The 11,959-nt window shown below is 70.3% G+C and carries 12 protein-coding genes; 10 read left to right on the forward strand and 2 right to left on the reverse strand.

Annotated features, from left to right (window positions below; translation table 11 throughout):
• The first annotated feature begins 24 nt into the window (after positions 1–24).
• The 3 genes from ngcE to DP939_RS40645 are packed head-to-tail and all read left to right on the forward strand — an operon-like array spanning position 25 to position 3,304.
• The gene (gene ngcE, locus DP939_RS40635; protein WP_113986172.1) at positions 25–1,452 is read left to right on the forward strand and encodes an N-acetylglucosamine/diacetylchitobiose ABC transporter substrate-binding protein; all 1,428 of its coding nucleotides are present in this window, start codon (positions 25–27) and stop codon (positions 1,450–1,452) included.
• 27 nt (positions 1,453–1,479) lie between these two features.
• A complete protein-coding gene (locus tag DP939_RS40640; protein WP_113986173.1) occupies positions 1,480–2,382 on the forward strand; it encodes a carbohydrate ABC transporter permease in 903 nt (300 codons plus the stop codon).
• A gap of 10 nt (positions 2,383–2,392) precedes the next feature.
• Positions 2,393–3,304 (forward strand): carbohydrate ABC transporter permease, encoded by a 912-nt coding sequence (locus DP939_RS40645; RefSeq protein WP_199565740.1) that lies wholly within the window; start codon positions 2,393–2,395, stop codon positions 3,302–3,304.
• A gap of 31 nt (positions 3,305–3,335) precedes the next feature.
• Here the strand turns inward: DP939_RS40645 and DP939_RS40650 are convergent, their stop codons facing one another.
• Together DP939_RS40650 and DP939_RS40655 are read right to left on the reverse strand one after the other, a co-directional pair.
• The gene (locus tag DP939_RS40650) at positions 3,336–4,019 is read right to left on the reverse strand and encodes a DNA alkylation repair protein (RefSeq protein ID WP_113986175.1); all 684 of its coding nucleotides are present in this window, start codon (positions 4,017–4,019) and stop codon (positions 3,336–3,338) included.
• Positions 4,016–4,642 carry a TetR/AcrR family transcriptional regulator gene (locus DP939_RS40655; RefSeq protein ID WP_225878805.1) on the reverse strand — a complete coding sequence of 209 codons (627 nt, stop codon included), beginning with the start codon at positions 4,640–4,642 and terminating at the stop codon, positions 4,016–4,018. The genes DP939_RS40650 and DP939_RS40655 overlap by 4 nt, the downstream gene beginning before the upstream one ends.
• Positions 4,643–4,806: 164 nt before the next feature.
• Between DP939_RS40655 and DP939_RS40660 the strand changes: the two genes are divergently transcribed.
• From DP939_RS40660 to DP939_RS40690, 7 genes are all read left to right on the forward strand, one after another.
• The gene (locus DP939_RS40660; protein ID WP_113986177.1) at positions 4,807–6,231 is read left to right on the forward strand and encodes an alkaline phosphatase D family protein; all 1,425 of its coding nucleotides are present in this window, start codon (positions 4,807–4,809) and stop codon (positions 6,229–6,231) included.
• A gap of 45 nt (positions 6,232–6,276) precedes the next feature.
• Positions 6,277–7,830, forward strand: a complete 1,554-nt coding sequence (locus DP939_RS40665; RefSeq protein WP_113986178.1) for a glycoside hydrolase family 3 protein — start codon at positions 6,277–6,279, stop codon at positions 7,828–7,830.
• Between the two features lie 42 nt (positions 7,831–7,872).
• Positions 7,873–8,718, forward strand: a complete 846-nt coding sequence (locus DP939_RS40670) for a pentapeptide repeat-containing protein (RefSeq protein ID WP_113986179.1) — start codon at positions 7,873–7,875, stop codon at positions 8,716–8,718.
• Between the two features lie 9 nt (positions 8,719–8,727).
• Positions 8,728–8,991 (forward strand): hypothetical protein, encoded by a 264-nt coding sequence (locus tag DP939_RS40675; protein ID WP_113986180.1) that lies wholly within the window; start codon positions 8,728–8,730, stop codon positions 8,989–8,991.
• 657 nt (positions 8,992–9,648) lie between these two features.
• Positions 9,649–10,398 carry a GntR family transcriptional regulator gene (locus tag DP939_RS40680; protein WP_113986181.1) on the forward strand — a complete coding sequence of 250 codons (750 nt, stop codon included), beginning with the start codon at positions 9,649–9,651 and terminating at the stop codon, positions 10,396–10,398.
• Between the two features lie 152 nt (positions 10,399–10,550).
• Complete coding sequence (locus DP939_RS40685; RefSeq protein WP_113986182.1) at positions 10,551–11,165, forward strand: GNAT family N-acetyltransferase; 615 nt, start codon at positions 10,551–10,553, stop codon at positions 11,163–11,165.
• Between the two features lie 111 nt (positions 11,166–11,276).
• Positions 11,277–11,957 (forward strand): copper homeostasis protein CutC, encoded by a 681-nt coding sequence (locus tag DP939_RS40690; protein ID WP_113986183.1) that lies wholly within the window; start codon positions 11,277–11,279, stop codon positions 11,955–11,957.
• The last annotated feature ends 2 nt before the right edge of the window (positions 11,958–11,959 follow it).

The raw sequence follows: 11,959 nt of genomic DNA on the forward strand, positions 1-11,959 counted from the left end.
CATCACCACAGGAGGGACCCCACCATGGCACCAACCCCCTTCACCCGGCGCGAGCTGCTGAGGAACGCCGCCCTCGCGGGCATGCTGCTGCCCGCCGCCGGCGCACTGGCCTCCTGCGCCACCCCGGCGGGTAACTCGGGCCCGGCCCAGGCCCCCACCGCGGGCGCCAAGAGCGCGAACAACCCGCTGGGCATCCCCGAGGACAAGCCCGTCGAGGTCATCATCTTCGACGGCGGCTTCGGCGACACCTACTTCACCGACATCCACAAGCCGCTGTTCCGCACCAAGCACCCCAAGGTCGAGATCAAGGAGACCGCGACCAAGGAGATCGCCAAGACCCTCCAGCCGCGGCTCGCGGGCGGCAGCCCGCCCGAGGTCATCCACAACTCCGGCGCCAACGCGATGGACGTCGGCGCGCTGGTGCAGGACGGCCAGCTCTACGACCTGCAGACCCTGCTGGACGCGCCGAGCTGGGACGACCCCAACGTCAAGGTGCGCGACACGATCTCGCCGAACGTGATCGAGTGGGGCACGTTCGAGGGCAAGTTCCAGGTCATGGCCTACACGAACGGCGTCTGGGGGATGTGGTACTCCCAGAAGCTGTTCAGGGAGGAGGGCTGGCCGACCGCGCCCAAGACCTGGGAGGAGTTCACCGGGCTCCTGGAGACCATCAAGAAGTCCGGGAAGATGGCCCCGTTCACCTACGCGGGCAAGCACCCCTTCTACATCTACGAGACCATCCTCACCCTCGCCGCCAAGATCGGCGGCAAGGACGTGCTGAAGAACATCGACAACCTGGAGGACGGCGCCTGGTCGGCCGAGCCGGTCAAGCAGGCCGCCGCCGCGTTCCAGGAGATCGGCGCGAAGTACCTGCTGCCCGGTACGGCGGGCCTGGACCACGTCCAGACCCAGACCGCCCAGAACAAGGGCAAGGTCGCCATCCTGCCGTGCGGGGTGTGGCTGGAGAACGAGCAGAAGGGCACCGCGCCCGCGGACTTCGAGTACGGGGTCTTCCCGCTGCCCGACTTCACCTCCTCAGACGCGCTGCCGTACGGGACGGTCCACGCGCGGCCCGGCGAGGACTTCATGGTCGGGGCCAAGTCGCCCAACCCGCTGGGCGGCGTGGAGGTCCTGCGGGCCATGCTGTCCAAGCAGGCGGCGGCCAAGTTCGTGCAGGCCGTCAGCACGCCGTCCATCGTCAAGGGCGCGGCCGAGGGCGTGCCGCTCAGCCCCGGCCTGAAGTCGGCCATCGCCATGCTGGACGCGGCGGGGGACAACACCACGTTCTTCCGTATGCGCCAGTGGTACCTGCCCATGCACGACGAGGTGGCCGCGGCCACCGGCCAGCTGATGAACGGCCGGCTGACCGTGGACAAGTGGGCCGAGCGCATCCAGAAGAAGGCCGCCGGCATCAAGGCCGACTCCTCCGTCACGAAGTACAAGCGCGACTGAGCGCGCCCCAACCGATGTGAGCGACCAATGAGATATCGCAGGACGGGATTCGTCGTCGGATTCCTCGCGGCGCCGGTGCTCCTCTACGTGATCTACGTGATCGCGCCCTATGCGCAGGCGTTCTATATCGCGCTGACCAACTGGAGAGGGGTCAACGCCAGCCCGGAGTTCATCGGGCTGGAGAATTTCCGGCGCCTGTTCGAGGACTCCGTCTTCTGGAAGGCCGTCTGGCACAACCTGCTCCTGCTGATCCTCATGCCGGTGCTGACACTCGGGATCGCGCTGTTCTTCGCCTTCCTGCTGAACGTCGGCGGGAAGTCGGGCGTGACCGGGATCTGGGGGTCGAAGTTCTACCGGGTGGTGTTCTTCTTCCCCCAGGTCCTGGCGGTCGCCATCGTGGCGGTGCTGTTCCAGCAGGTGTTCCGCCCGGACCGCAGCGGCATGCTGAACGCGCCGCTGATCGCGGCCGGGCTGGAGCCCATCGGGTTCCTGTCGAACCCGGACGTCGCGTTCTGGTCCGTGCTCGGCGTGCTGGTGTGGCAGGCCGTCGGGTTCTATGTGGTGCTGTTCTCCGCGGGCATGGCCTCGGTGCCGAAGGACATGTTCGAGGCGGCGGCCATCGACGGCGCGGGCCGCCTCGCGCTGTTCTTCCGCGTGACGCTGCCGCTGCTGTGGGACACCATCCAGGTCGGCTGGGTGTACCTCGGCATCGCCGCGCTGGACGTCTTCGCCGTGGTGTGGGTGATGACCGCCGAGCACGGCGGCCCCGACTCCTCCACCACCGTCATGGCCGCGGAGATCTACCGCAACGCGTTCCAGTACTTCAGGTTCGGCTACGCCTCGGCCATGGGCGTGGTGCTGTTCTTCTTCACCGTTGGTTTCGCGGCGCTGTCCTTGCGGCTGTCGCGGCGCGAGCGGATCGAGTTCTAGGGGATCTCCAGTGGCTTCTCAGAGTCTGCCGTTCTCACGGTCCGAGGCCAGGAAAGAGCGCAAGGCGCGGCTCGGGCCGATGGCCATGCTCTCGCACGTGGCGCTGGCGCTGTGGACGATCCTCGTCGCGGTACCGATCATCTGGACGTTCCTGGCCTCGGTCAAGAGCGAGGACGAGATCTTCGGTGACGCCTGGTCGCTGCCCGCCGCGCTGCGCCTGGACAACTGGGCGCGGGCCTGGGAACAGGCGCACATCGGCCAGTACATGCTGAACAGCATCGTGGTCGTCTTCTTCGGCGTGTCCGGCACCATGCTGCTCGGGGCGATGGCCGCGTACGTGCTTTCGCGGTATGAGTTCCGCGGGAGCAAGGCGCTGTACCTGCTGTTCGTGTCCGGCCTGGCCTTCCCGGTGTACCTGGCGCTCACGCCGCTGTTCTTCGTGGTGCAGAACATGGGCAGGGTGCCGGTGATCGGCCCGTTCATCGGGCTCAACAGCCACGCCGGTCTGGTGCTGGTCTACATCGCCTACTCACTGCCGTTCACGGTGTTCTTCCTGGCCGCGTTCTTCCGCACGCTGCCCACGGCGGTGGCGGAGGCGGCCTTCGTGGACGGCGCCTCGCACACCCGGGTGTTCTTCCAGATCATGCTGCCGATGGCCAGGCCGGGGATCGTGAGCATCACGGTGTTCAACATCCTCGGGCAGTGGAACCAGTACCAGATTCCGCTGGTGCTGCTGGCCGGGGCCAAGGACAAATGGGTGCTCACCCAGGGCATCGCCGACATCTCCACGGCGGCGGGCTACGACGCCGACTGGTCGGCGCTGTTCGCCGCGCTCAGCATGGCCATCCTGCCGATGCTGGTGGTCTACACCGTCTTCCAGCGGCAGATCCAGGCCGGGCTGACCGCCGGGGCGCTCAAGTAGCGGGGCTCAGGTAGCGAGGGACAGACAGGGCTCAGGCGTCGAGCACGTTGCGCAGCGCCTCGCGGCGGCTGAGCCCGCTGATGCCCTTGTGCTCGACGTAGCGGACCACCTCGCGGGGATCGACCTTCGCGTACTCGCGCAGCGCCCAGCCGATCGCCTTGCGGGCGAAGAAGTCGGTGTCGGACAGGCTGGGCTCGATGCAGGCGTAGAGCAGGCCCAGGTCGGTGTCGTGGCGGAAGCGATTCTGCGACAGGATGGACGCGCGGCGCTTCCACAGATCATCGGCCCGCGACCAGTCGAGCATGAGCGGGCGCATGGTGTCGGGGAAGGCGGCGAGCAGGCCGCCGATGCGATGGACGGCCAGGTCGTCGACGTAGTCCCACCACGCGCCGGTGACGATCATCTCTTCGTACATCGGCAGCGTGTAGAGGGTCTGCCAGGGCCGGTAGTAGCGGTAGCCGGTCAGCTCGATCGCCGCGTAGCGCTCCTCGCGGTATTCGGCCGCGCGCCAGATGGCCAGCGAGGTCTTGCGCCACTCGGGGGCGGCCGGGATGCGGTGGCGGGCGAAGACCTTCTTCAGCGCCGCCCGGCGCGGGACGGCCTGCACGCCCAGGAAGGGCATGTCGGATTTCATGTAGGCGCGCATGGCCTCGGCCTTGGTGGGCTCGGCCGCGGTGGTGAGCGCCAGCCGGATCTCCTCGCGCAGCGCGTTCATGCGCGCTGGCTGGTGCGCTCGCCCGTGGAAAGGCCGTCGAACAGCACCGTGATGTAGTGCTCGGCCAGCGCGCCGGTGTCGAGCGGGCCGTCGGAGCGGAACCAGCGCACGGTCACCCAGATCGTGTCGCGGATGGTGCGGTAGGCGAGCTTGGGGTCGATGTCGGCGCGCAACTGGCCCCTGGCCTGGCCGCTCATGATCTGGTCGACCCACATGCGCTCGACCTCGTCCTCGGCCTTGACCAGGTAGTCGAACCGGTCGCCGGGCAGCGAGCGCAGGTAGCTCCAGTCGTTCTGCATGACGGTGATGGCGGCCCGGTGCGGCTCCAGCGTGGCGAACCCGATGCGGACCATGTCGGACAGCACGGCGCGCGGCTCGCCGCCGCGGGCCAGGGCGGTGCGGTAACGGCCGATCAGGTCGCGGAGGAAGCTCGCGAGCACCTCATCGACGATGCTCTCCTTGGAGTCGAAGTGGTGGTAGAGGCTGCCCGAGTGGATCCCGGCCTCCTGCGCGATCTCGCGGACGGTGGTCGCCTGGAAGCCCTTGCGCGCGAAGATCTCGGCGGCCAGCCGGACGAGATGATCGCGGCGGTCCGAGACAGGGGTCGCCTTACCCGTGTTCACGCCCACCATTATGGGCCCTCGCCGAATCGCTTGTTGACGATACGGGTTCGCAAGCTCTCACCCTCAGTACCCTCATATTCCACTATTTCCTCACTTATCCTTGCAAACCAAACACTCCACCCGAACCGGGTACATCGGGTATCTCTCTACGCGACGATCGTGTCATGGCGAAGATCGGATATCCCTTCACCCTTGGTGTGGCGTCCGGCGAGCCCACGTCCAGCGGCGTGATCATCTGGACCCGGCTCGCGCCCGACCCGGTCGGCCTCGACCCCGGCCGCCCGGGCGGGATGCCGGCCGAGACGGTCCCGGTGCGCTGGCAGGTGGCCGAGGACGAGCGGTTCACCAAGATCGTCGCGACCGGCACGGCGCAGGCCGGGCCGCAGTGGGCGCACAGCGTGCACGTCAAGGTGGACGGCCTGCGCCCGGCCGCCGACTACCACTACCGCTTCTCGGTCCCGGCCGCGTCCGGCGGGGCCACGAGCCCGGCGGGCCGTACCAGGACCGCCCCGGCCCGCGAGTCGGGCGACCCGGTGCGGTTCGCGGCCGCCTCCTGCCAGCGCTACGAGCACGGCCACTTCTCCGCGCTCGGCCACATCGCGGACGAGCGGCCCGACATCGTCTTCCACGTCGGCGACTACATCTACGAGGGGGGCAGGCCCGCCGATCCGCCGCCCGGCCGGTACGTCCGGCCGCTGGAAAGGCCCGAGCGCACCTGCCGCACGCTGCGCGACTACCGCAACCGGTACGCCCGCTACCGCACCGACGCCGACCTGCGGGCCGCGCACGCGGCGGCCCCCTGGACCCCGATCTGGGACGACCACGAGGTGCGCGACAACTACGCGGGAACGCGGCCGGGCGACGGCTCCGACCCCGAGGAGTTCCTGCGCCGCCGCACGGCCGCCTACCAGGCGTACTACGAGCACTTCCCGCTGCGGGTCCGCCCGGTCGGCACCGGGCTGCACATGTACCGCTGGCGGCCCTACGGCCGGGTCGCCGACTTCCTGGTCCTGGACGCGCGGCAGTACCGCGAGCCGGGGGACATGCTCGGCCGCGCGCAGGAGGAGTGGCTGGTCGGGCGGCTGGATGCCTCGACGGCCCGGTGGAAGGTGCTCGTCCAGCCGACGTTCTTCGCCCGCAGGCAGTTCCCCGACGGGTCGCTCAGCACGGACGCCTGGGACGCCTTCCCGGCCCAGCGGGCCCGCGTGCTCTCCGCGGTGGACGGCGGCCTGGTCGTACTGAGCGGAGATGTGCACAACAACTGGGCCTGCGACCTCGCCGACGACGCCGGGCGGCCGGTGGGCGTGGAGTTCGTGGGCACCGCGATCACCAGCGCGCCGCCCGCGACGGACAACGCCGCGATCCTGGCGGCCAACCCGCACATCCGCTTCCACGACGGCCATCGCGGTTACATGTCGGGCACGGCGGGGCCGGACGGACTGGAACTCGCCTACCGCGTCGTGGACTTCGTGGACCGGCCCGGCTCCCCGGTCCGGACGGTGGCGATGTTCGGAGTGGAAGGGGATCGCTTGAAAGGCTTGATATCTGACGCGGGGCTGAAATCGCGTGATCAGCCCCCTAGCAATTAGGAAAGTTTCCTATTAGATTGTCGGCATGCCCAAGAGCGGTGACGCATGAGCCGACGCGACCACGAGCTGCTGCGCCTGGCCGATGAGGTCCTTCTTCCGGGATTCACCGGAACCACGCCCCCCGACTGGCTGAGACGCCGGCTCGGCGACGGACTCGCGGGGGTGGTGCTGTTCTCCAGGAACATCCGCGACCCTGAGCAGGTCGCCGGCCTCACCGCCGCGCTACGGGCGGAGAAACCCGACCTGCTCGTCGGCATCGACGAGGAGTCCGGGGAGGTCACCCGGCTGGAGGTCACGGGCGGCAGCAGCAGGCCGGGCAGCTTCGCCCTCGGGGTCGTGGACGACGTCGAGCTGACCGAGGCGATCGCCCGGGGTCTCGGGCTGGACCTCGCCGCCGCCGGGGTGACGATCAACTTCGCGCCCTCCGCCGACGTCAACTCCAACCCGGACAACCCGGTCATCGGGCTGCGCTCGTTCGGCGCCGATCCTGAACTCGTGGCGCGGCACACCGTCGCCTCGGTCCGCGGCATGCAGTCGGCGGGCGTCGCCGCGTGCGTCAAGCACTACCCGGGACACGGCGACACCGCCATCGACTCCCACCACGCCGTGCCGTACGTGGACGCCACGGAGGAGGAGCTGTGGAAGGTGCCGCTGCTGCCGTTCCGCTCCGCCATCGAGGCGGGCGTGCGCGCGGTCATGACCGGGCACCTGCTCATCCCGGCCCTGGACGACGACCGGCCCGCCACGCTCAGCCCCAGGGTGCTCACCGGGCTGCTGCGTGAGGAGATGGGCTTCACCGGGCTGGTCGTGACCGACGCGATCGAGATGTCGGCCGTGTCCGGCCCGTACGGCATCGGCGGCGCGTCCGCGCTGGCCATCGCGGCCGGGGCCGACGCGATCTGCATCGGCGGCGAGCACGCCGACGAGAAGACCGCCGAGGCGGCCAGGGACGCCATCGCCGACGCGGTGACCGGCGGACGGCTGAGCGAGGAGCGCCTGGCCGAGGCTGCGGGCCGGGTACGCGAACTGGCGACCTGGACCGTCGCCGCCAACCGCGAGGGCGACCCCGGCGCGGGACTGGACGGATCTCCGCTCGGCCTGCGGGCCGCCCGCCGCGCGCTGCGGGTCACCCGCCGCTCGGCCGACGCCTGCGTTCCGCTGGGCGGCCCGGCGTACGTGCTGGAGTTCGCGCCGGAGATGAACCTGGCGATCGACAAGGGCACCCCGTGGGGGATCGGCGGCCCGCTCGCCGAACTGGTCCCCGGCACCACCACGACCAGGCTGACGGCCTCCGCCGCCACCGGAGGGGCCGTGGAGGCGGTCCTTTCCGCGGCGAACGACCGGCCGCTCGTCCTGGTGGTCAGGGACGCGCACCGGCACGCCTGGCAGATGTCCGCCCTGGACCACCTGCTCGCCGCCCGCCCGGACGCCGTCGTGGTCGAGATGGGCCTGCCCAATCGCCGCGACCTCGGCGCCGTCCACATCGCCACGCACGGCTCGGCCCGGGTCTGCGGCCTGGCCGCCGCCGAAGTCCTCAGTGGCCGCATCGACGGGCACTTCTCCGGGGAGGTTGGCGACCTGCATCCGCTGGCCCCCTGAGCGGGGCGCGTTCCTGTCGGTGGGCGCTGGTTGAATCGCGGTATGGAGTTCGAGTCGGAGGATCTTTCCAGCGCCTCCCTGGAGGAGCGGCTGCGCGACGGCGGCCCGCACGTCTTCCGGGAGTGCGACCTCACGCAGGCCGACCTGCGGGGTCTCTCCCTGTTCGAGGCGGTCTTCGAGGCGTGCGTGCTCGGCCGTGCCGACTTCCGGCGGGCCGACCTCGACGGCGCCCGCTTCTCCGGCGGCGGCGGGTCCGGCGTGCGCTTCGAGGACGCCGAGCTGGTCGACGCGGTCTTCACCGACGTCGACCTGACCTCGGCCAAGTTCGGCAACGCGCTGCTGACCGACGCGGTGTTCACCGGCTGCCGGATGATCGGCGCGGTGCTGTCCGGGTGCCGCGGCACCGGCTACCGCTTCACGGGCGGCAACCTGACCCTCGCCGACCTGACCGGCTGCACGCTGCGCGGGGAGATGATCGAGGACGTCCGGCTCGACGAGGCCAACCTCTCCGGCTGCGACTTCACCAAGGCGGTGTTCCTGCGCTCGCGGCTGATCGGCACCCGGCTGGTGGAGACCCGTTTCGAGGGGGCCGACCTGCGCGGAGCCGACCTCGGCGAGGTCGACGACACCCGGCTGCGGGCCCTGCGGGGCGCGGTCCTGTCGGCGGAGCAGGCCGCGCGGATCCTGGGGGAGCGGGGGCTGACGGTGCTGAAGTGCCGACAGGTACAGAAGATAATTCTGATAACTGTGGGCTATGCTCTGGTCACTCTCGGCTATAGCATCGGGATGCAATTGACCTTGAGGTCTACGGACGGTCGATCGGGGGGTCAAGGCCGGGTGTGGTGGCCTTCGGGCCTTCGCCGCGGCCGTCCGGCGTCCAACCGCTAAGGAGATCAAGTGATCAAGAAGCTGTGCGTCGCCGGTGCCGTCCTGGCCGCTGCCACCACCGCCGCGCTGGTCGCGGCGCCCGCTCAGGCGGAGTCCGCGGACAGATGGTCCAACTGGGCGAGCAACCACCGCTCGGCCCAGTCCGGCAACCTGTTCGGCAAGCTCGTCACCACCGCGGCCGGCGGCGCCGGATCGGCCAACGTCAACAACATCAACGGCACCGTCGCCAACGCCACCAACGGCAGCGTCACGGTGTTCTACTCGTTCCGCTGATCCCCGCTCGACGTGCGGGCCGGGCGTCCTCGAAGTGGACCCGGCCCGCGCCGCTCATCTCATGACGCCTGATCCAGGCCGGCGCCCCGCGCGATGACGCGCAGGGGCGCTTTTTCGTGTTTCTCGCTTGTCGTGGCCCGCTGCGGGCGGGAGGGTGCCCTGGCGGGCGTGGGGGACCCGCCAGGACACCTCCCTTTCCGGTCGCGTCGGCGTTAGAACCCCGGCGAGGGATGAGGTCCTAGGCCGATTGGCCGCGACCGGAGCCGGTGGGGGGAAAGGCTCTCGGCGGAGCCTCCCGGGTGCCGGTACCGGCCGGTGCCGAGGCGTGCCGCCCCGGCGAGGCCGTCCGCAGGATGAACGGCCGTGTGCCCGCCTTCGCTCCTGACGGACACCCCGTCCCCATCGCTCTGGTAGGTGTGGGTGAACCCGTGGCGTCGCGATGCGTAGCGCAGTAGACGCGTCGCGTCGCAGGGATCGTGCCAGGGCGGTGTTGGCGCGCCCGCACGGACCGACAGCACCGGCCGTCACCCCCTCGCCGACCTTTCGATGGTTTTGTACCAACGTTTGGATGATGAGGCTCAAAGGGGGGCGCGGTCAAGGGCTGAGTTTCAAACTAGAACCAGATCGTCTAGATTCGTTGGCACAAAAGGGGTGAATGTGGCGCGGTCGACGCTGTACCAGCAGGTGGCCTCAGAACTACGGAGGGCCATCTACTCCGGTGACCTCGGTCCCGGGGACCAGCTTCCGACCGAGGCCGACCTCATGACCTCCTACGGGGTCAGTCGCAATACGGTCAGGCTCGCCCTCGGCGAGCTGGTCAACGAGGGGCTGATCAGCCGGACCCCGCGGCGCGGCAGCATCGTCCGCGACCGCCGCCCGCTGCTGATGTACCCCCAGCGCGAGCTGACACCGCAGCCGGCCAGCGTGCCGCGCGAGGCGTTCGGCTTCGCGGTGTCCCAGGAGGGCCGCGAGCCGAGCCAGGTCATCGAGGTGTCGATCGTCGAGCCGCCGGAGGACATCGCGATCCGGCTGGAACTTCCCGACGGCGGGCTCGCCGTGGTGCGGCGGCGGCTGCGGTTCGTGGACGGCCAGCCGTACAACACCAACGACTCCTTCTTCCCGCACGCCCTGGTGCGCGACTCGGAGATCGTGCGGCCCGGCGACATCCTGCGCGGGGCCAACCGCGTGCTCGAAGAGCTCGGGCACCCCCAGGTGCGGGTGGTGGACGACATCTCCGCGCGGATGCCCACCCCGGCCGAAAGTTCCCGGCTCGAACTGGAGCCGGGCACACCTGTCGTGGAGTACGTCAGGGTCGGTTACGACTCTGATGACGTGCCGGTCCGTGTCGCCGTGTCGGTGCTACCAGCGGACAAGCACCTGATCCGGTACGAGCTGGAACGCCGCTGACCCATCGCGGCATCGGTGACCGCCCGGTGATCTTGCCGGCGCGGTGCTAGATACTTCCCCAAAAATCCGGATTTGTACCGACATTTCCGTGTGCCTTGACTCAGGCACGATTCGTGTTCACCCAAACACAGATCGCAACGAAGGGAAGTACCATGCAATCCAACCTCGTGCTGTCCCCCCAGACGCTCACCCTCCGCCAGGCCGGCGGCGGCGACCTCCCCGCCGCCCTCGGGCTGCTCGCCGAGGCCGCCGAGTGGCTGCACCGCCGGGGGGTCCGCCAGTGGCCGCGCGGCGGCTTCGGCCCCGAGCGGATCGAGCCGCTGATCGAGCAGGGCGTGCTCTACGTCGCCGACATCGCCGGCCGTCCCGGACGGCGGGCGCAGGTGGCGGTCGTGGCGGTCGACGGATTCGCCGACCCGGATTTCTGGACCGCCGCCGACCACCCCGGCGACGCGCTGTACGTCCACAAGCTCGCCGTCTCCCGGGAGATCGCGGGCATGGGCGCCGGCGACGCGCTGCTCGACTGGGCGAGCGGGATGGCCCGCGACCGGGGCCGCCGGTGGCTGCGCCTGGACTGCTCCAAGGACAACCAGCGGCTTCAGTCCTACTACGGCGGGCGGGCGTTCGCCCACCTGCGGACGGTGGACCTGCCGCACCGCGCCTCCGGCGCGCTGTTCCAGCGTCCGGCGGGCCTCACCACGGGCGCGCCGCGCGTCCACCTGCTCGACCGTACGGCCCGCCGCGAGACCTCACCGGCCCTGGTGTAGGCCGCGGCGTCTCCCGCCGGGACCCGCGACAGGGCCCCGGCGGGGGGCCTGCGCCCCGATTTCGGGATGCATGCCGTACTGACCGCGAAACACAGCCGATAGCCTCGATCCATGACCGGAGCCCTGCTTGAGGTGATCGCGCTGGACGTGCGCGACGCCGTCGCCGCCGAGCAAGGCGGCGCCGACCGCCTGGAGGTCGTCGCCGACATGGCGTCCGACGGCCTCACGCCAGCGGCCGAGACGGTCGCGGACATCGCCAAGGAGTGCTCGCTCCCGCAGATGGTGATGCTCCGGCCCGGACCGGGCTTCACCGTGACGGGCGAACAGCTGGAAAGGCTCCGCGCGAGCGCGCGGGCCCTCGCCGAGGCCGGCGCGGCCGGATTCGTGTTCGGCTTCCTCGACGATGAGGGCGCGGTGGACCTGGCCGCGACGGAGGCGATGATCCACGCCGTCGCGCCGCTGCCATGGACCTTCCACCGCGCGGTCGATCACGCCGCCGACGTCCAGGCGGCTTGGCGGGCCGTCCGGCTGCTGCCCAACCTGGCGACCGTCCTCACCGCGGGCTCCCCTGAGGGAGTCGCGAGCGGCCTCGGCGTCCTTCGCGCCCGCGCCGGAGCCGGTGACGCGGGCCTGATCCTCGCCGGCGGCGGACTGGCCCCCGAACACGTCCCGCCATTGCTCGACTACGGAGTGCGGGCCTTCCACGTCGGCAGCGCCGTCCGCCCCTCCTGGCACGCGCCGGTCGATCCCACCCTCGTCCGCCACTGGCGCACCCTCGCCGACCAGACCTGAGC

Origin of the sequence: Spongiactinospora rosea, assembly GCF_003315795.1 — a bacterium.
Classification (GTDB): domain Bacteria; phylum Actinomycetota; class Actinomycetes; order Streptosporangiales; family Streptosporangiaceae; genus Spongiactinospora; species Spongiactinospora rosea.